We start from the raw sequence: 19,574 nt of genomic DNA on the forward strand, positions 1-19,574 counted from the left end.
GCGCCCGCTGATCCTCGCCGGCGGTGGCGCGATCGACGCGGCGGCTGCGTTGACCCGACTGGCGGAGCTGCTGGACGCGCCCGTGGCCCTGACCATCAACGCCAAGGGCATGCTGGCGTCCTCGCATCCGCTGCTGATCGGCTCGACCCAGTCCCTGGTCGCCACCCGGGCCCTGGTGGCAGAGGCGGATGTGGTCCTGGCCATCGGCACCGAACTGGCCGAGACCGATTACGACGTGACCTTCGCCGGTGGTTTCGAAATTCCCGGGGCCCTGCTGCGGATCGACATCGACCCGGACCAGACCGTGCGCAACTACCCGCCGCAGGTGGCGCTGGTGGCCGATGCGCAGATGGCCGCCGAAGCCTTGCTGGCGTACTTGAGCCAACAGCCGTTGGCCGAGCGCGCCGCAGACTGGGGCCAGGCCCGTGCGGCGCTCCTGCGCCGCGAGCTGGAGAGTGCCTGGGACGCCCCGACCCGCGCCCAGACCCTGCTGCTGCAAACCGTGCTTGAGGAGCTGCCGGAGATCGTGTTCGTCGGTGACTCCACGCAACCGGTGTATAGCGGCAACCTGACCTTCAACCCCGAGCAGCCGCGGCGCTGGTTCAACTCGTCCACCGGTTACGGCACCCTTGGCTATGCCTTGCCGGCAGCGGTGGGCGCCTGGCTGGGCGGGGCTTCCGAGCGCAGCGCCCGTGGCCCGGTGGCCTGCCTGATCGGCGATGGCGGCCTGCAATTCACCCTGGCGGAACTGGCTAGCGCCGTGGAGGCCCAGACTCCGATCATTGTCCTGCTGTGGAATAACCAGGGTTACGAGGAGATCAAGAAGTACATGGTCAACCGCGCCATCACGCCGGTGGGCGTGGACATTTACACCCCGGACTTTATCGGTGTGGCCCAGGCCCTGGGCTGCGCCGCCGAAGCCATCGCCAGTGTCGAGCAATTGCGCAACGCCTTGCGTGCCGCCGCCGCACGTCAGGGGCCGAGCCTGATTGAAATCGACCAGGCCGGCTGGATGCAGGCGGTGCAGGCATGAGCACCATGAATCTGTCGAATGGGCTGTACATCAATGGCCAATGGCGCGCGGGCAGCGAGCGCTTGCAGGTGATCAACCCGTCCACGGAGCAGCCTTTGGCGGTGGTCGCGGGGGGCGATGGGCAGGATGTTGAGCAGGCGGTACGCGCCGCCCAGGCGGGATTTCGCCTGTGGTCCGCGCGCAGCGGCGCCGAGCGTGCCGGGGTCTTGCGCAAGATTGCCACGGGCGTCGCCGCACGCCGCGAACGCCTGATGCAGCTGCAATCGAGCAACAACGGCAAGCCGCAATTCGAAGCGGCTATCGATGTGGATGATGTCATTGCCACCTTCGAGTACTACGCCGGCCTGGCCGAAGGCCTGGATGCCGCCCAGGACGCGGATGTGCCCCTGCCCAGTGATGATTTCAGCGCTCGCCTGCGTCGCGAGCCCTGCGGCGTGGTCGGTTTGATCGTGCCCTGGAACTTCCCCATGGTCACCACAGCCTGGAAGCTGGCGCCCGCCTTGGCGGCCGGGTGCAGCGTGGTCCTCAAACCGTCCGAGGTCACGCCGCTGCCGGAGCTGGAGCTGGCGGCAATCATCGCCGACAGTGGCTTGCCCGACGGCGTGTTCAACCTGGTGTGCGGCACCGGCCTGGCCGTCGGCGCACCGCTGGCGGCCGATCCGCGGGTGGCGAAGATTTCCTTTACCGGCAGCAATGCGGTCGGGGTCCAGGTCATGCAGCGCGCAGCAGAAAGCATCAAGGGCGTCAGCCTGGAACTGGGCGGCAAATCATCCCTGCTGGTGCTGGCCGATGCCGATCTCGACCTGGCGGTAGAGCTGGCCTGTGGCGGCGGCTTTTTCAACGCCGGGCAGATGTGCTCGGCCACCAGTCGGGTGCTGGTGGCCGAAGAGCTGGCGGATGAGTTTCTGCTGCGCCTCAAGACCCGGGCCGAGGCGATCCGGGTCGCCGAGCCGTTCGCCGCCGAGGTGGACATGGGCGCGTTGGTCAACCAGGCGCAGTACCAGCGGGTCTTGGGCCATATCCAGGCGGGGCTGAGTGTCGGCGCCAAGCTGGTGTCGGGTGGCGGACGCCCGCCGGCGCTGCCCCGTGGCTATTTCATTGCGCCGACGATCTTCACCCAGGTGCCCCTGGACAGCGCGTTGTGGTGCGAGGAGATCTTCGGCCCGGTGCTCTGCGTACGCAGTTTCGCCAGCGAGCAAGAGGCTGTGGACCTGGCCAATGACAGCGCGTTCGGCCTGGTGGCGAGCGTGGTCAGTGGTTGCACCGAGCGAGCCGAACGGGTGGCGAACGAGCTGCAGGCCGGGCTGGTGTGGATCAACGCGCCCCAGGTGATTTTTCCGCAGGCGGCGTGGGGCGGCTACAAACAGAGCAGCATCGGCCGCGAGCTGGGGCCTTGGGGGCTGCAGGCTTTCCAGGAGATCAAGCACGTGATCCGGGCCCGCTGAGCCGGCGTATCCAGCGTCGCGGTCGGCGCTGGATTCAGACAGTGATCCGCAGGCGCGCCATGTCCCGCAGCGGTGGGGCGCCGAACAGGCGGCTGTACTCGCGGCTGAACTGCGACGGGCTTTCGTAGCCCACACGGTAGCCAGCGGCGGAGGCCTCCAGGCCTTCGGCGAGCATCAGCCGTCGCGCTTCCTGCAGGCGCAGTTGCTTCTGGTACTGCAGCGGACTCATGGCGGTCATGGCCTTGAAGCGATGGTGCAGGGTCGAGACGCTGAGGTTGACCTCCCGCGCCAGGTCATCGATGCGCAGAGGTTGTTCATAGTTGCCGTTCAGCCATTTGATGGCCTGGTTGACGCGGTGGCTCTGGCTATTGGCGATGGCAATCTCATACAACCGATGCCCCTGCTTGCTGCGCAGCAGCCGATAGAGGATTTCCCGGCGGATCAGCGGCGCGAGCATGGCGATGTCTTTGGGCGTGTCCAGCAACCGGGTCAGGCGCAGCACGGCATCGAGCATCGGCGGGTCGAGTTGTTCCACATACAGGCCACGCCCGGTAGGCCGGGTCGGAACGCCCAGGGGGCCGGCGTCGGCGATCAGGGCACTGATTTCAGTGGGGTCGATGTCCAGGCGCAAGGCCAGGATCGGCTCTTCGGGCGAAACGATGGCGACTTTGCCGCTCAAGGGCACCGACACCGATACCACCAGGTAATTGAGCGGGTCGTAGTTGAAGGTCTCGTCGGCCAGCCGCACCTCCTTGCGCCCCTGAGCCATGATGCACAGCGCCGGCTGGGCCAGCACCGGGGCGAACTGGTGGGAGCTGCTGTGTCGCGAAACAAACAGTGAGTGGATGGCGGTGGCGTAGCTGCCGTCTTCGCAGGTGTTGCGGCGAATGATTCCGGCCAGCTCGGCGCGCTGTTTTTCCATGTCCGGATCCAGCGGAGCTTGCGGATATTCGAGTGACGACATGGGAAGCCTCCGGCGTTTCTGATGGGCACAGCTTAAGTTTGTGCAAGAACCATGGGTAGGCGATTCCTGCGTAAAACTTGCCTGATTCTGCAGCGCACGCGCGTATTAGATACAACACCTGTTTCGGCGCGGGTGTCACTTGCTTGAAACAGTCGTATGGTTTCTCCGGGGCTATCGAGTGTGCGTCGATCCCATCTCGCGCTGCTCGCAGGATTGTGCAAAAGGCCGACAGGATTCGACTAACGGCGGCTGCCACGGCCGTTTACTCTTTGATCCTGTCGCAGCCCGTCCCACGGCTGCCTCGACAACACCCTGGGAGGGTCGCAGATGTCCACGCATAGTCCTGTCAGTCATATGGCTTTCGTCCGTGCCCGCAGCGGGCGTACCACGGAATTGGGTGCGCGCTTGAGCAGCCTGATCGAGCCGTCGCGCCAGACACCCGGTTGCCTGCATTTCGCGTTGCAGCACTCGCAGTGCGATGCCGAGTTGTGGATGGTTTCCGGTTTCTGGAGCAGTCAGCAGGCGATGACCGCCTACTTCAGTTCGCCGGCCATGGCGATTTTTACCGAGTTGGTGCAGGACCTGGTGGTCAACAGCCTGGACTTCCACACCTTCAGCCACATCTCGGCCGCCGAGGCCCATGGCGAATACGCGCAGCTGAACCAGGCCCCGGTGCACAAACTGGCCAGTTGAAGGTTTAGAATGGCCGACTTTCCATTGGCCAGGATCAGCAACATGGCACGTAAAGAGTTTGCGCAGTTCGAAGCGGTGTCCGCCGTGGTACCGGGTGAAGGCGGTTACAGCGCCGCTATCGCCATCAAGGCCCTGGGTGGTTCAGGTGCTCCGCGTTTTCATAAAGTACTGGATGACCAGAAATTCAAGACCGCCGATGACGCCGACCAGGCTGCTGCGCACAAGCTTGAGCAGTTGATCGACGTCGATGAGGACGGCGAACTGTCCTGGAAAACTACCTGACTGCCCCCGGGCGGTACATCTTGAACAAGGCCTCAGGCCCCAGCTGGAAATAATCCGCTGGCCCGCCGCCGCGCAGAATCGGTTCTGCCGCGGCGGTGTCGTACACCCCATCCTTGAGCAGCCACTTGGCGATATGCACGGCGACCACTTCGCCGAGAATCAGCCAGCTCGGCACCAGTTCCTGATCTGCCCGCTGCAACTGAATGATCTGCGTGACCTTGCATTCAAAGGACACCGGGCTTTCGGCTACCCGCGGTACGGCGATCACCTTCGAGGCGACCGGGGTCAGGCCCGACAATTCGAACTCGTCGATATCGGCCGGCACGGATGCGCAACTCTGGTTCATCTGCTCGGCCAGGGGCCGGGTCGCCAGGTTCCAGGCAAATTCGCCGGTCTGCTCGATGTTGTTCAGGCTGTCTTTGCGCCCGACGCTGGAGAACCCGATGATCGGCGGAATGTAGTTGAAGGCATTGAAGAAGCTATAGGGCGCCAGGTTCAGCCGGCCTTGGCTGTCCTGTGAGGAAATCCAGCCGATAGGGCGCGGGCCGACGATGGCGTTGAACGGGTCATGGGGCAGGCCGTGGCCCTGGGCGGGTTCGTAGTAGTGAATATCGTCGGGCATGGCGGGGCTCCTGAGGCGCAGTGATCCGAGGGCGCCATAGTGCCGGGCGCGAGGGGCTAATTCCAGCATCGATGGTCAGGCGATGGCCGGCTCTCAAGCGAGGTACGGTGTTTTTCTCCCCTGCTTAAAACGACTAAGCCCGGCCGAAGCCGGGCTGTGATGCCGCGCGTGGGTATTAGCTGATGGTGGCGGAACCGGTACGGTCATAACCGTCTTCAGCGACTGTGGCAGAACCGGTGCGGTCATAGCCGTCAGCGGCGAAGGTGGCGGAGCCGGTGCGGTCGTAGCCGTCTTCAGCGACTGTGGCAGAACCGGTGCGGTCATAGCCGTCAGCGGCGAAGGTGGCGGAGCCGGTGCGGTCGTAGCCGTCTTCAGCGACTGTGGCAGAACCGGTGCGGTCATAGCCGTCAGCGGCAAAGGTGGCGGAGCCGGTGCGGTCATAGCCGTCTTCGACAACGGTGGCCGAGCCTGTGCGGTCGTAACCGTCAGCGGCCAGCGTGGCCGAGCCGGTACGGTCATAACCATCGGCAGCAAAGGCATTGGCGGCCAGTACCGAAAGTGTCAGGGCGATGATCAGTTTGCTTTTCATGAGAGTGACTCCAGGTTCGTCAAGGGTGTGTGCGTTGGGCGTGAAACAGATACTACTCCGGTTAATTTGATTAAAAAGCGCAAAAAAACGCTTAAATTAATCGATTTAATCGATGCTAAGGCCGTCGCAAGTGACTGCAAATAACTGCGGTCTGGCCCGTGCTCTGTATACGTATGGGAGGGCGTTATGGATTCAATTCCAGGCTGCGACCCGAGCATTAACGGATCATTAATCTGTTAACTCGGGCTGTGGAATCGCGATCAACGGATTTTTCATGCGCCACGAACCTATTTTTCACTGCCCGCCCCGCAGCCTTCGCCCAGGCCTGCATTCGACGACAGGCCGTCTTGAATAGAGCCCTGGAGCGATACCGCGAATGAATAAACTTCCTCAGATCACCCTGGCGTTCTGGGTCATGAAAATCTGCGCGACCACCCTCGGAGAAACCGCCGGGGACCTGCTGTCGATGACCTTGAATGTCGGCTATGCCATCAGCTCGATGATCCTGATCAGCGTGTTCGTGCTGACCCTGATCACCCAACTGTTTTCCAGGACCTACAACCCGGTGCTGTATTGGATCGTGATCCTCTCCACCAGCACGGCCGGGACCACCATGTCGGACTTCATGGACCGCACCCTGGAGTTGGGCTACGCCACCGGCTCGATGATCCTGATTGCAATACTGCTGGCGATCTTCGCGGCCTGGCGCCTGAGCGGCGATTCGCTGAACGTGAACAAGATCCACAGCTTCAGGGGGGAGATGTTCTATTGGATGGCGATTCTGTTTTCCAACACCTTGGGCACCGCCCTGGGCGACTACCTGGCGGATGATTCGGGCCTGGGTTTTGCCGGCGGCGCATTGTTTATCGGCGCCACCATCGCCGTGGTGGTGCTGCTCAAATACTTCACCCGGATCTCGTCGGTGCTGCTGTTCTGGGCGGCATTCGTGCTGACCCGGCCATTCGGCGCGACCCTGGGGGATTTCCTCACCAAGCCCCATGAAAAGGGCGGCCTGGATTTTGGCACCATCGGCTCGTCGGCGGTGTTGGCGGGGATCCTGCTGGTGATGATTGTCGGCGCGACCTATGCCCAGCGTAAGTTCGGGCGCCAGGCGCTGGCTGAACCGTCCTGAGCCGGTGAGCACGGCCAGGGGCAGAGGTTTGCAGGCATGAAAAAGGGCGTGGTCATTGGCTGACCGCGCCCTTTTTTGTGACTGACTGAACGCTTAGTCAGTCTCGATCCGCGAATGCTTGCGGGTGTCTTTCATGGTCGCGTAGACCAGCAGCGAACAGGCGATACAGGCGGTGACGTACCAGTAGTAGCCGGTTTCCATGCCGATGCTTTTGAACCACAGCGCGATGTATTCCGCGGTGCCGCCGAAGATCGACACCGTCAGCGCATAGGGCAGGCCTACGCCCAGAGCGCGGATTTCGGTAGGGAAGAGTTCGGCTTTGACCACCGCGTTGATCGAGGTGTAGCCGCTGACGATGATCAGCGCGGCCATGATCAGGAAGAACGCGCCCCACCAGGTCTGGATGGTGTGCAGGGTGGTGAGGATCGGCACGGTGAACAGGGTGCCGAGGACACCGAAGGCAATCAGGATCGGCCGGCGTCCGACTTTATCCGACAGCCCGCCGATGATCGGTTGCAGGCACATAAACAGGAACAAAGTCGCTGCGGAAATGGTGGTGGAGTCGGAGATGCTCATGCCGACGGTGTTCACCAGGTATTTCTGCATGTAGGTGGTGTAGGTGTAGAACGCCAGGGTCCCGCCCATGGTCAGGCCGACCACGGTCAGCAGTTCCTTGGGATGACGGAGCAAGGTGCGCATGGCGCTTTCCTTGGCCTTCTCTTTTTTGGTGAAGGACTCGGTTTCTTCCATGCCACGACGCAGGTACAGCGCGACCACGGCACACAGCGCGCCGATGGCGAACGGGATGCGCCAGCCCCAGGCGTACAGCTGCTCGGTGGTCAGGACTTGTTGCAGCACAATCAGCACGGCCAAGGCGATGAGCTGGCCGGAGATCAAGGTCACGTACTGGAAGCTGGAGTAGAAACCACGACGTTCCTTGGTTGCCATCTCACTGAGGTAAGTGGCGGAGGTGCCGTATTCGCCACCCACCGACAGGCCCTGGAGCAAGCGTGCGAACACCAGCAGGATCGGCGCGCCGATGCCGATGGTTTCGTAACCCGGGCTCAGGGCGATCAGCAGCGAGCCGAAGCACATCAGGTAGACCGAAGCCATCAATGCGCTTTTGCGACCGACCTTGTCGGCGTAGAGGCCCATCAGCCAGCCACCGATCGGACGCATCAGGAAGCCCACGGCGAAGATCGCGGCGGTGTTGAGCAATTGGGCGGTGGTGTCGCCTTTGGGGAAAAAGGCCTTGGCGAAGTACAGCGAGAACGCCGCGTAGACGTACCAGTCGTACCACTCGACCATGTTGCCGACCGAGCCACTGAAGATCGATTTGATGCGGCTGGAAGTGGTTCGGGCTTTGGCGGGCGCGGCAGCCGACCCAAGAGGCAAGGCGTTGGAGTTATCCATTGAAGGATCCTTCATCTAATTGTTTTTTTGGGAGTGCGCGTAAACGCAGCCTGGGTGGGCTATAGCAGGAGCTGTGCCAGGTCGAAGAAGGCCGGTTTAGAGGGGGTAGGGCGGTTGGATAGGCGGAAATCCGCTTATCGAAGGCCGGTGTGTAAGCGGAAAGTTGCCGAGCGGGCGCGGCAAAGGTCGTGGATCACGGTTGGCGTTTACAGGAACATTTCCCGGTTCAAACCGTGGCGTTGCATCTTTTCATTGAAGGTCCGGCGCGGCAGTTGCAGCTCTTCGAGCACGGCCTTCACGTCACCCTTGTGCCGGGTCAGGGCCGAGCGCAGGCAGTGGGCCTCGAACGCCTCCTGCTGCGCCGCCAGGGATTGCCCCGGGTCGATCCCCACTGGCTCCGGCTCCCCCAGCCCCAGCACCTGGCGTTCGGCAACGTTGGCCAGTTCTCGCACGTTGCCCGGCCAGTCGTGGCTCAGCAGGTGGCTCAACTGCGGCCCGCTCAGGGGCGGAAAGGTGCGACCCAGACGCTCGGCGGCGTTCTGCGCGAAGGATTCGAACAGCAACGGAATGTCCTCGCGCCGCTCCCGCAGGGGCGGCAGGCGCAGCTCGGCCACGGTCAGCCGATACGCCAGGTCCTCGCGAAAGCGCCCGGCGCGGGCTTCGTCCAGCAGGTCGGGCTTGGTGGCGGCGATGATCCGCAGGTCGACATGGATGCTCTGGTTGGAGCCCAGGCGTTCGAGCTTCTGCTCTTGCAGCACGCGCAGCAGTTTGACTTGCTGGGCCAGGGGCATGCTTTCGATTTCATCGAGAAACAGCGTGCCGCCGTCGGCGTATTCGAGCTTGCCGATGCGTTTGCCCTGGGCGCCGGTAAAGGCGCCACTCTCGTGGCCGAACAGCTCAGCCTCGAACAATTGCTCGGGAATCGCCGCGCAGTTCAGCGCCACGAATGGCTTGCCGGCCCGCGGACCGAAGTCGTGCAGGCAGCGCGCAACCAACTCTTTGCCGCTGCCGGTTTCACCACGGATCAGCACATTGACCGGCAGCGCGGCCAGGTCCAGGACCTGGCGCCGCAGGGTCTGCAGTCCGCGGGATACCCCCAGCAGCGTGGCATCCAGCTTCGCGCGGTTGTCCGCCAACTGGTGCAGGGCGCGGTTTTCCAGGACCAGCCGGCGCTTGTCGAGGGCTCGCCGCAGGCTGCTGAGCAGGGCGTCGGGGCTGAAGGGTTTTTCGAGGAAGTCATACGCGCCGTCGCGCATGGCTTCCACGGCCATCGGCACGTCGCCGTGGCCGGTCAACAGAATCACCGGCAAGTCGGGGTCCCGGCGCTGGACCTCGGCCAACAGTTCCAGCCCGCTCATGCCGGGCATGCGCACGTCGCTGAGAATGACCCCGGGGCAATGCTCCGGCAGCTGCGCGAGGCATTCATCGGCGCGGCTGAACAACTGCACGTCGAAGCCCGAGAGGCTCAGCCATTGTTCGATGGCGCTGCGGATGCTGCTTTCGTCATCGACCACCAGTACCGAATTCAGCATTGGATGTGCGCCTCCAGGTCGATGGGCAGGTACAGCGTGAACACCGCGCCGTCGCCTTGATTGGCGGCGGTCAGGCGCCCGCCCAGTTCGTGGATGATGGCGTAGGACACCGCCAGCCCCAGGCCCAGCCCGTCGCCCACCGGCTTGGTGGTGAAGAACGGGTCGAAGACATTGGCCAGGTGCTCTTCGGCAATCCCGCCGCCGCTGTCGGCAATGCTCAGGCTCCACAGCTGGTCATCGGCCTCAAGGCGGATTTCCAGGCGGCGCTGGGGCTTGTCGTGCATGGCGTCGAGGGCGTTGCGCAGCACGTTGATCAGCACCTGTTCCAGGCGGATCGCGTCGCCACGGACCCACGCCGGGCGCGTCAGGTGCAGCACCTGTTCGACGTTTTCATCCCGCAGGCGTGTCTCGAGCAGTTGCAGGGACTGATCCACCACCGCGGCCAGGTCCAGGCGCTCGCGCAGGCCGCTGGGGCTCTTGCGGGCGAAGGTCTTGAGGTGTCCGGTGAGGGCGGCCATGCGCGTCAGCATGTCATCCAGTGGCCGCAGGGCCTTGTAGGCATCATCGACCCGGCCGTGATCCAGCAGCAGGCGCAGGGTGGCCAGTTGCATGCGCTGGGTGGTCAGCGGCTGGTTGATCTCATGGGCGAGGGCCGCCGACATTTGCCCGAGGGCCGCCAGCTTCGTCGATTGCACCAGGCCATCCTGGGCGGTGCGCAGGTCGCGGGTGCGCTCCTCGACCAGTTGTTCGAGTTCTTCGCGGCTGCGCTGGCGCAACTTGGCCAGGCGCCAGCGCTGGGTCAGGAACAGCAGCAGAAAGACCAGGGTCAACCAGGCGCCGGCGGCGGCCAGCCCGGCGTTGCGTCGGTCTTCGTCGACCTGGGGCCGGCGCAGCAGGTGCAGGGTCCAGCCTTCGGCGCTCAGGGGCAGGGACTCCCACAGGTAGTCGGCATTGCCTTGCGGGCCGTTGACCCGGGCCAGCTTGCTGTTGTCGTCAAAGTGCCTGAGGGTCTGATGCTCCAGCGGTGTCAGCGGTTGCTTGTCGTACTGGCGGGTGGTCTTGATGTCCGCCAGCTCGCTGTCGGACAACGGGCGCAATTGGCGGTAGCGCCAGCCAGGCTGGTTGGCGATAAAAATGATGCCCCGGGCGTCGCTGACCAGCAGGGTGTCGCTGCCCTGGCTCCACTCACGTTCCAGCTCGGGAAACTCCAGCTTCACCACCATGGCGCCGAGGAATTCGTCGGCGTCGCCCTTGACCGCACTGGACAGGAAATAGCCAGGAATGCCACTGGTCACGCCCACCGCGTAAAAGCGTCCGGTGCCCTGGCTGCGGGTCTGGCTGAAGTAAGGGCGAAAGCCGTAGTTGTGCCCGACGTAACTGCTGGGCAGGCGCCAGTTGCTGGCGGCCACGGCCAGGCCGTCGTGGTTGAGCAGTTCGAGGGTCGAGGAGCGGGCGGCGCCGTTGATTTTTTCCAGCTTGCGGTTCAGCGCATCCTGTTGCTCGGCGCCCAGGGGGCCACTGAGGGCGCTGCGCAATTCGGGGTCCAGGGCCAGCACCGCCGGCAGCGCGCGATAGCGTTCAATCAGGGTGTGCAGGGAATTGGCGTACAGCCCGAGTTGTTCGTTGGCCCGGGCAGCGTCATCGACCAGGGCCTGGCGTTCGGCGTGATGCATGGCCAGGCCGGCGCTGATGACGGCACCAGCGAGAATCACCAGGGAATAAAACGTCAGGCGTAGCGGGCGCGAGATCTGGGCCATGAGTCAGGGCAGGCTGCAATGGGGGCGGGAACGATAGCATGAGTGCCCCATGCGGCGTTGATCGTGGACAGTTTCACCCGCGAAATCTGCCCATGAAAAAGGCGGCGGGCCGTTCAATGAACAGCACCGCCGCCTGGGTTGACGCGTGGAAGCCTTACTGCACTTCTACCGCCAGGCTTTCACTGATTTTTTTCTGCCAGATCGCCGGGCCGGTGATGTGCACCGACTCGCCCTGGCTGTCGACGGCCACGGTGACCGGCATGTCCTTGACCTCGAACTCGTAGATCGCCTCCATGCCCAGTTCGGCGAACGCCAGGACCTTGGACTTCTTGATCGCCTGGGCCACCAGGTAGGCAGCGCCGCCAACGGCCATCAGGTACACGGCCTTGTTGTCCTTGATCGCCTCGATCGCGGTCGGACCGCGCTCGGACTTGCCGATCATGCCCAGAAGGCCGGTCTGCTCGAGGATCTGCCGGGTGAACTTGTCCATCCGCGTGGCGGTGGTCGGGCCGGCAGGGCCTACCACTTCGTCACCGACCGGGTCGACCGGGCCAACGTAGTAGATGAAGCGGCCCTTGAGGTCCACCGGCAAGGTTTCGCCCTTGTTCAGCATCTCGACCATGCGCTTGTGCGCCGCGTCGCGACCGGTGAGCATCTTGCCGTTGAGCAGCACGGTTTCGCCCGGCTTCCAGCTCTGCACGTCTTCCGGGGTCAGGGTGTCGAGGTTGACGCGACGGGCCGACGGGCCGGCTTCCCAGACGATTTCCGGGTAGGCGTCCAGCGGTGGCGCTTCCAGCGACGCCGGGCCCGAACCGTCGAGCACGAAGTGTGCATGACGGGTGGCGGCGCAGTTGGGGATCATGCACACCGGCAGCGAGGCGGCGTGGGTCGGGTAATCCATGATCTTCACGTCGAGCACGGTGGTCAGCCCACCCAGGCCCTGGGCGCCGATGCCCAGTTGGTTGACCTTCTCGAACAGCTCCAGGCGCATCTCTTCGATGCGGTTGGACGGGCCACGGGCCTTGAGCTCGTGGATGTCGATGGATTCCATCAACACTTCCTTGGCCATCACCGCGGCTTTCTCGGCGGTGCCGCCGATGCCGATGCCCAGCATGCCCGGTGGGCACCAGCCGGCGCCCATGGTCGGAACGGTCTTGAGCACCCAGTCGACGATCGAGTCGGACGGGTTGAGCATGGCCATTTTCGACTTGTTCTCGGAGCCGCCGCCTTTGGCCGCCACGTCCACTTCCACGGTGTTGCCCGGGACGATGGAGTAGTGGATGACCGCCGGGGTGTTGTCCTTGGTGTTTTTACGCGCGCCCGCCGGGTCGGCCAGGATCGAAGCCCGCAGGACGTTTTCCGGCAGGTTGTAAGCGCGACGCACGCCTTCGTTGATCATGTCGTCCAGGCCCATGGTCGCGCCATCCCAGCGCACGTCCATGCCCACGCGGACAAATACGGTAACGATGCCGGTGTCCTGGCAGATCGGGCGGTGGCCAGTGGCACACATGCGCGAGTTGATCAGGATTTGCGCCATGGAATCGCGGGCTGCCGGCGACTCTTCGCGCAGGTAGGCCTCGTGCATCGCCTGGATGAAGTCCACGGGGTGGTAGTAGGAAATGAACTGCAGGGCGTCGGCAACGCTCTGTATCAGGTCGTCTTGCTTGATCACGGTCATGAGTCGCGCTCCTCTAAAAGACGGGAACATTTAATAAGGTGCTTGCAGCTTGGGTGCATCGGTCGGTTGCAAACACCTTCTTGAGGCACGCCGGACACACATTGGCGCGACGCTAAAAAGGCGCGGCAGTATACCGCGCCTCAGTCCCGGGCACACCCGCCAGCCGCCAAACGAAAGTCGAGCAGCGAACAGGCACTGTTCTTGCGTGAACGCGTCGGACGTAGCATTAAAACGCCACAAATTTGAATAGTTATTTTTTCGCCACGGCACTAAAGTGGCAAGTGGCCTGTAGGGTAGGAAACTCTTTAAGCCCCCTTTCGCACGGTGAGTCAACGATTGACCCATAAAGCTATTCAGCGTCTTTTAATCAAGCGTTTTGCCATTGCTGCGGGCAGTTACGCATTGATTTTGCTGTTGCTCTGGGTCGCCATCCTGACCGGACATTATTCTGCTCCGGTCAGCGCCGCCCTGATCGATACGGTCCTGGTGGTGATCAGCCAGGCCATCCTGTGCGGCCTGTTCATCAGCGGGCGCAACTTGCGGTTTTCCGATCCAAGCCTTACCGAAGTGCAGGTGCTGCTGGGTATCACCTGGCAGACCTGGCTGTTGGCGCACCTGGATATCGCCCGTGGCACCTTCCTGGTGTTTTACGTGGTGCCCATGTTGTTCGGGCTCTTTCATCTTTCGCGGCGGGCCTTTACCCGCTGTGCGATGTGGATATTCATCAGCTTTGCCGCGCTCAACCTGTGGGAGGCGTATCACTTCCGGCTGGCCGACCCGCGGCTGGCGGTATTGCAGGTGTGCGTGCTGTTCGTGGTGCTGCTGTGGCTGTGCCTGTATGCCAGTTATGTCCAGGCTTCGCGCCACCGCATGCGGCAACGGCGCTTCGCCTTGCAGGCCCACCAGGACACCTTGCGTGGCATGATGCGTCAGCTCGAGGACCTGGTGGCCACCGATGAACTGACGGGCCTGTTCAATCGACGGCACTTCCTCAGGCTTGCTTCCCGTGAGCTGCACGCCATGGGCGCCGACCAGGTGCACGGCCTGGCGCTGATCGACCTCGACCATTTCAAACGGATCAACGATATGCATGGCCATGCCGCCGGCGACCAGGTGTTACAAGCGTTTGCCGCAGTGGCCAGCGCCTGCCTGCGCGAAGGCGATGTGCTGGCGCGCTACGGTGGCGAAGAGTTTGTCCTGTTGCTGCCTGACTGCGACGCCGAGCGCTTGACCTCCTGTTGTGAACGCCTGCGCATTGCATTTATGGATGCCCAGCTGGTTGGCTTGCAGGTGCGCGACCTCAGTCTGTCGGCGGGCATGACCCTGCTGGTGCTGGACGATGACCTCGATGATGCGCTGCAACGCGCGGATCAGGCGCTGTACCGGGCCAAGCGCGATGGCCGCAATCGCTGCGCGGCGGCGTGGGAGCAGGCCGATGCCTGAGCTGCGGGTCGGTGAGCGGCAGTGGTCGGTGGCGGCGGGGAGTAATCTGCTGGATGCGCTGAATCAGGCCGGCATGGCGGTGCCCTACAGTTGCCGCGCCGGCAGTTGCCATGCGTGCCTGGTGCGTTGCGTCCAGGGCCTGCCCAGCGATAGCCGGCCCGATGCCCTGAGCGACGAGCAGCGCCGCCTCGGCTGGCGCCTGGCCTGTCAGTGCCAGGTGAACGAGGATCTGCAGGTCGAAACCTTCGATCCCCTGCGCGATGGCCTGTCTGCCGTGGTGCAGGGGGCTGACTGGTTATCGTCGACGGTACTGCGCCTGCGGTTGCAGCCCGAGCGCAACCTGCGCTATCAGGCCGGCCAGCATCTGGTGCTGTGGACGGCCAGTGGCGTGGCGCGGCCTTATTCACTGGCGAGCCTGCCTGAAGAAGACCGCTTCCTGGAGTTCCACCTCGACTGTCGCCAGGCGGGGGCATTCAGTGATGTGGCGCGTGAGCTGAAGCCGGGCGACCCGCTGCGTCTGGGGGAGTTGCGCGGGGGCGCGCTGCACTATGACCCGGACTGGCAGAGCCGACCGCTGTGGCTGCTGGCGGCCGGCACCGGTTTGGCGCCGTTGTTTGGGGTACTGCGTGAGGCGTTGCGCCAGGATCATCAGGGTGCGATCCGGGTCATCCACCTCGCTCACGATGCCGGCGAGCATTACCTGGCCAAGCCCCTGGCGGCCCTGGCGGCGAATCATCCCAACCTCAGCGTCGAGCTGCTGACCCCGGCCGAACTGCCCCTGGCCTTGGGTCAACTGCGGCTGACGTCCCGGCAAACCCTGGCGCTGCTCTGCGGTCACCCCGACAGCGTCGACACCTTCGCCCGGCGCCTGTACCTGTCAGGCTTGCCGCGCAATCAACTGCTGGCCGACGTCTTCCTGCCGCGAGCCTGACGGCAGCGTCTAACACCTGTAGCCGCTGCCGAAGGCTGCGCTGGCCCAGCGAAACACCGCCTCGATACCTGACAGCCCAACACCCTCAAGCCCCACCGACTACGCAATAAAAAAGCCCCGACGTTTTCACGACGGGGCTTTTGCGTTCAGCGAGTGCTGCTTAGACCATCGGGTCGCCAACGTGCAGGATCTTCATGCCATTGGTGCCGCCGGTGGTGTGGTAGCTGTCGCCCTTGGTCAGGATGACCCAGTCGCCTTTTTCTACCACGCCGAGTTTCAGCAGTTCGTCGATGGCAGCCTGGCTGACCTGCTCCGGTGGCAGGGATGCCGGGTCGAACGGCACGGTGTAGACGCCACGGAACATGGCGGCACGGGCCTGGGTCTCGCGGTGCGGGGAGAACGCGTAGATCGGGATCGAGGAGCGAATGCGCGACATGATCAACGGCGTATAGCCACTTTCGGTCAAGGCGATGATCGCCTTCACGCCCGGGAAGTGGTTGGCGGTGTACATGGCGGCCAGGGCGATGCTCTGGTCGCAGCTTTCGAAGACCTTGCCGATACGGTGGCTGGAAGTCTTGCTGGTTGGATGCTTTTCAGCGCCGACGCAGATCCGCGCCATCGCTTGAACCGCTTCCAGCGGGTACGGGCCCGCGGCACTTTCAGCCGAAAGCATCACGGCGTCGGTGTAGTCGAGCACGGCGTTGGCCACGTCGGACACTTCGGCGCGGGTTGGCATCGGGTTCTGGATCATCGACTCCATCATCTGGGTCGCCACGATCACTGCCTTATTGTGGCGGCGAGCGTGGAGGATGATTTTCTTCTGGATGCCGATCAGTTCGGCGTCGCCGATTTCCACACCCAGGTCGCCACGGGCAACCATGACGGCGTCGGACGCCTTGATCAGACCGTCGAGGGTCTCGTCGTCGGCGACGGCTTCGGCGCGTTCGATCTTCGCCACCAGCCAGGCGGTGCCGCCGGCTTCGTCGCGCAGTTTACGGGCGTATTCCATGTCAGCGGCGTCGCGCGGGAAGGACACAGCGAGGTAGTCGACTTCCATTTCGGCGGCGAGCTTGATGTCAGCCTTGTCTTTTTCAGTCAGGGCCGGTGCGGTCAGGCCGCCACCGCGACGGTTGATGCCTTTGTGATCCGACAGCGGGCCGCCGATGGTGACCACGCAGTTCAGTTCGGTGGCGGAGGCGGTTTCAACGCGCATCACCACACGACCGTCGTCGAGCAGCAACTCGTCGCCGACGCCGCAATCCTTGACCAGGTCCGGGTAGTCGATACCCACGACCTGCTGGTTGCCTTGGGTCAGCGGATGCACGGTGGAGAAGGTGAAGTGATCACCGATCTTCAGCTCGATGCGCTTGTTGGCGAATTTGGCGATACGGATCTTAGGGCCTTGCAGGTCACCCAGCAGCGCGACAAAACGCCCATGCTTGGCCGCGAGATCGCGTACCAGCTTGGCGCGAGCCTTGTGCTCGTCGGGGGTGCCGTGGGAGAAGTTCAGACGGGCGACGTCGAGGCCCGCGAGAATCAGCTGTTCGAGAACTTCCGGCGAGTTACTGGCCGGGCCGAGGGTGGCAACGATTTTGGTACGACGAACGGACATGCAAGACTCCTAAAGTTCAAGCGCAGCGAGAGGCTACTATGGTCCGAAGTTGTAGTCATTGTTCGTTTGCACTACTTATTCGTTTGTTTGTTTAAACGAACAACCTTGAAGATTTTCGCTGATGAGTCGATACACTGCACAAGACAGGAGATCCCCCATGCGCTTCGTACTCATTGCTGCCCTGGCCGTCAGTGTTGTCGGCTGTACCCGCTGGTCGATGGACCACCATTTGAACAATGCCTACCGCGCCTACGATCGCGGCAACTGCGAGAGCGTGATGCTCGAACTCAGCCAGGTCGATCGCACCAGCCGTTCGCGCCGTTATGTGCAGCCGGAAGTCTCCATGTTGCGCGGGCAATGCCTGGAGCGGCAGAAACTGTTCGTCGATGCTGCGCAGACCTATCAGTTCATCCTCACCGAGTTCCCGAGCAGCGAGTATGCGTTCCGTGCCCGTGCCCGACTGGAAACCCTGCAGCAGCTGGGCTACTACCCGCCGCGTACCGGCGCCCAGGTCCGCCCGGCAACCTTGTAATTATATTCGTCATACATTCCGTGGCCGGGCTTGGGCCTTGAGCTAAGATTGCGGAGTCCGCCTGGAGCTTCGCCTCTGAATCGCCGGCTCTGCTGGCTGCCCGCGACCGGCGACAGCACGGACTCGGGAGAGCAGCCTGCCTGCAGGTCTGCTCCGAAGCCCTAGTGCGGCCATGCTTAATGGCCTCTGCATAGCGATCTTCAGCATGCCTACCGAACGTCGGATAGAGCGGCACCAGCTGCCGTACTTTTTGAAAGTCTACAATCGACTCACCGACAAGCCAGTCGGCAGCCTGGGCAACGTCTCGCAAGACGGTTTGATGCTGATCAGCCAGTTGCCGATGATGGTGGGGGTCGATTTCGAATTGCGGGTGAAGCTTCCGGGCAACGCCGGTCGGCCGCAGTTCATCGACTTCACTGCCAATTGCCTGTGGTGCCACGAAGACGTGACGCCCCACTATTACGACGCGGGTTTTGCCCTGCAGCGGGCGTCTGCCGAGTACCGGCAACTGGTGAGTGACCTGCGGCACTACTTCAGTTTCTATCCCTTGCAGGCCTCGGCCTAGCCTGCCTGCCCTGGCTCACAGGGTGCCGGCTTTCTTCCAGCTCAGGTAACGGGTCACCAGTTCCGCGCCCAGCTCGCCCGGACGGGCGTCGAGCAAGGACACGCCGTGGGCCAGTAACCGCTCATGCAGCTCGCCCCGGGCGTTCAGATAGTCCACGGTGCCGCAGTAGGTCAGGGCTTCGGGCAGGGTCTGCACCGGCGTCTGGCGCAGTTCGTCGAGGACTTCTTCACGCAGGCTCGCCACCAGTACCCGGTGCTGGCGGCTGATGCGCTTGACCGCCGTCAGCAGCTCTTCGTCATCCTCATCGCGCAGGTTGGTGACCAGCACCACCAGAGCCCGACGTTTCTGCCGGGCCAGCAAGTGGCTGGCGGCGGCCTGGTAGTCGGCGGGGCGCTGGCTGCTGTCCAGGTCGTACACCGAATTGAGCAAGACGCTGAGCTGCGCCGAGCCCTTGACCGGGGCCAGGTAGCGCGGTGCCTGGCTGGCAAAGGTGCTCAGGCCTACCGCATCGCCCTGGCGCAAGGCCACGTAACTCAGCAGCAGGCAGGCATTGAGGGCGTGGTCGAAATGGGCCAGCTCGCCATCCTGGCTGCGCATGCGGCGGCCGCAGTCGAGCATGAAGATAATCTGCTGGTCGCGTTCGTCCTGGTACTCGCGGGCAATCGGCGTGCGCTGGCGAGCGGTGGCTTTCCAGTCGATCTGGCGCAGGCTGTCGCCTTCGCGAAACTCCCGCAGCTGGTTGAACTCCAGGCCCAGGCCCCGGCGTTGCAACTGACGCACCCCGAGCTGGCTCAGCCAGTTGTCCACCGCCAGCAATTGCGCGCCGTAGAGGCGGGCGAAGTCCGGGTACACGCGGGTGCTGTCGGGCAGGGGCAGAATCCGGCGCGCGCTCCACAGCCCCAGGGTGCTGGGCAGGTTGAGCTCGCAGTAGGCGAAGTTGAAATGCCCACGCTTGAGCGGTCGCACTCGATAGCCGAACTGACTGTGGCGCCCGGGTTCGAGTGTCAGGCCCTGAGGCAGGTGTTCGAAGCTCAGGCCGTCCGGCACATGGTCAAAGACTTCGACGGCGCGTGGCCGCCGGTAGTCGTGCTGCAGCTCCAGGCTGACTTCGCTCCAGCGCCCCAGTGGCAGGCTGCCGGGGATCTGCCGCCGCAGTCGGGGCGAGGGCAGGCGCCAGAGCAGCGCGGCATCGAGCACCGCCAGCAGCAACAAGGCCAGCAGCAGGCCCCAGGCAATCGACTGCAAGCTCGGTGGCAGGTCCAGGCCCAGGGCACCGCAGGCGCCCAGGACGATGTCCAGGCCCAGCAGCACGCCCAGCCAGATCAGCAGCAGGCGCGAAGGTTTCATCGGT

18 protein-coding genes are annotated in these 19,574 nt (G+C 63.6%); 9 read left to right on the plus strand and 9 right to left on the minus strand.

The window, feature by feature from the left end; all coding sequences use genetic code 11:
- Both CF161_RS13850 and CF161_RS13855 read left to right on the plus strand, forming a co-directional pair.
- Positions 1-1,033 (plus strand): thiamine pyrophosphate-dependent enzyme (locus CF161_RS13850; RefSeq protein ID WP_020297213.1); only part of this gene is annotated, 1,033 nt, incomplete at its 5' end.
- Positions 1,030-2,478 carry an aldehyde dehydrogenase family protein gene (locus CF161_RS13855; RefSeq protein WP_020297214.1) on the plus strand — a complete coding sequence of 483 codons (1,449 nt, stop codon included), beginning with the start codon at positions 1,030-1,032 and terminating at the stop codon, positions 2,476-2,478. The genes CF161_RS13850 and CF161_RS13855, both read left to right, overlap by 4 nt.
- A 34-nt stretch (positions 2,479-2,512) precedes the next feature.
- Here the strand turns inward: CF161_RS13855 and CF161_RS13860 are convergent, their stop codons facing one another.
- Positions 2,513-3,442 (minus strand): AraC family transcriptional regulator, encoded by a 930-nt coding sequence (locus CF161_RS13860; RefSeq protein ID WP_020297215.1) that lies wholly within the window; start codon positions 3,440-3,442, stop codon positions 2,513-2,515.
- A gap of 327 nt (positions 3,443-3,769) precedes the next feature.
- Here CF161_RS13860 and CF161_RS13865 point away from each other — a divergent pair, with 327 nt between their 5' ends.
- Together CF161_RS13865 and CF161_RS13870 are read left to right on the plus strand one after the other, a co-directional pair.
- Positions 3,770-4,135, plus strand: coding sequence for a putative quinol monooxygenase (locus CF161_RS13865; RefSeq protein WP_043229407.1), 366 nt, complete (start codon positions 3,770-3,772; stop codon positions 4,133-4,135).
- 9 nt (positions 4,136-4,144) lie between these two features.
- Entirely contained in the window at positions 4,145-4,417 is a 273-nt protein-coding gene (locus CF161_RS13870; RefSeq protein ID WP_043229418.1) for a hypothetical protein, read from the plus strand.
- Here the strand turns inward: CF161_RS13870 and CF161_RS13875 are convergent.
- Together CF161_RS13875 and CF161_RS13880 are read right to left on the minus strand one after the other, a co-directional pair.
- Complete coding sequence (locus CF161_RS13875) at positions 4,410-5,039, minus strand: flavin reductase family protein (RefSeq protein WP_020297218.1); 630 nt, start codon at positions 5,037-5,039, stop codon at positions 4,410-4,412. The genes CF161_RS13870 and CF161_RS13875 overlap by 8 nt on opposite strands.
- Before the next feature lie 175 nt (positions 5,040-5,214).
- Complete coding sequence (locus CF161_RS13880) at positions 5,215-5,628, minus strand: hypothetical protein (protein WP_020297219.1); 414 nt, start codon at positions 5,626-5,628, stop codon at positions 5,215-5,217.
- A 376-nt stretch (positions 5,629-6,004) separates the two neighbouring features.
- Here CF161_RS13880 and CF161_RS13885 point away from each other — a divergent pair, with 376 nt between their 5' ends.
- Positions 6,005-6,760, plus strand: a complete 756-nt coding sequence (locus CF161_RS13885) for a hypothetical protein (protein WP_020297220.1) — start codon at positions 6,005-6,007, stop codon at positions 6,758-6,760.
- A gap of 93 nt (positions 6,761-6,853) precedes the next feature.
- Here the strand turns inward: CF161_RS13885 and CF161_RS13890 are convergent, their stop codons facing one another.
- From CF161_RS13890 to CF161_RS13905, 4 genes are all read right to left on the minus strand, one after another.
- A complete protein-coding gene (locus tag CF161_RS13890; RefSeq protein ID WP_020297221.1) occupies positions 6,854-8,173 on the minus strand; it encodes an MFS transporter in 1,320 nt (439 codons plus the stop codon).
- Between the two features lie 206 nt (positions 8,174-8,379).
- Positions 8,380-9,705: a sigma-54 dependent transcriptional regulator gene (locus tag CF161_RS13895; protein ID WP_020297222.1), complete on the minus strand. Its 1,326-nt coding sequence runs from the start codon at positions 9,703-9,705 to the stop codon at positions 8,380-8,382.
- Positions 9,699-11,462, minus strand: a complete 1,764-nt coding sequence (locus CF161_RS13900) for an ATP-binding protein (RefSeq protein ID WP_020297223.1) — start codon at positions 11,460-11,462, stop codon at positions 9,699-9,701. Before CF161_RS13900 ends, CF161_RS13895 begins: the two co-directional genes overlap by 7 nt.
- Positions 11,463-11,616: 154 nt before the next feature.
- Positions 11,617-13,140 carry a fumarate hydratase gene (locus tag CF161_RS13905; RefSeq protein WP_020297224.1) on the minus strand — a complete coding sequence of 508 codons (1,524 nt, stop codon included), beginning with the start codon at positions 13,138-13,140 and terminating at the stop codon, positions 11,617-11,619.
- 336 nt (positions 13,141-13,476) lie between these two features.
- Between CF161_RS13905 and CF161_RS13910 the strand changes: the two genes are divergently transcribed.
- On the plus strand, positions 13,477-14,583 hold the full coding sequence (locus tag CF161_RS13910; protein WP_020297225.1) for a diguanylate cyclase: 1,107 nt from the start codon (positions 13,477-13,479) through the stop codon (positions 14,581-14,583).
- Positions 14,576-15,514, plus strand: coding sequence for an iron-sulfur-binding ferredoxin reductase (locus CF161_RS13915; RefSeq protein WP_020297226.1), 939 nt, complete (start codon positions 14,576-14,578; stop codon positions 15,512-15,514). Before CF161_RS13910 ends, CF161_RS13915 begins: the two co-directional genes overlap by 8 nt.
- A gap of 160 nt (positions 15,515-15,674) precedes the next feature.
- Here CF161_RS13915 and pyk read toward each other — a convergent pair whose 3' ends face one another.
- Positions 15,675-17,126: a pyruvate kinase gene (gene pyk / locus CF161_RS13920; protein ID WP_020297227.1), complete on the minus strand. Its 1,452-nt coding sequence runs from the start codon at positions 17,124-17,126 to the stop codon at positions 15,675-15,677.
- Between the two features lie 157 nt (positions 17,127-17,283).
- Here pyk and CF161_RS13925 point away from each other — a divergent pair, with 157 nt between their 5' ends.
- Together CF161_RS13925 and CF161_RS13930 are read left to right on the plus strand one after the other, a co-directional pair.
- A complete protein-coding gene (locus CF161_RS13925) occupies positions 17,284-17,658 on the plus strand; it encodes a tol-pal system YbgF family protein (RefSeq protein ID WP_020297228.1) in 375 nt (124 codons plus the stop codon).
- A gap of 205 nt (positions 17,659-17,863) precedes the next feature.
- On the plus strand, positions 17,864-18,223 hold the full coding sequence (locus CF161_RS13930) for a PilZ domain-containing protein (protein ID WP_020297229.1): 360 nt from the start codon (positions 17,864-17,866) through the stop codon (positions 18,221-18,223).
- Between the two features lie 15 nt (positions 18,224-18,238).
- Here the strand turns inward: CF161_RS13930 and CF161_RS13935 are convergent, their stop codons facing one another.
- The gene (locus tag CF161_RS13935; RefSeq protein ID WP_020297230.1) at positions 18,239-19,570 is read right to left on the minus strand and encodes a DUF58 domain-containing protein; all 1,332 of its coding nucleotides are present in this window, start codon (positions 19,568-19,570) and stop codon (positions 18,239-18,241) included.
- Between the last annotated feature and the right edge of the window lie 4 nt (positions 19,571-19,574).

The organism is Pseudomonas sp. CF161 (assembly GCF_000416215.1).
Lineage (GTDB): Bacteria > Pseudomonadota > Gammaproteobacteria > Pseudomonadales > Pseudomonadaceae > Aquipseudomonas.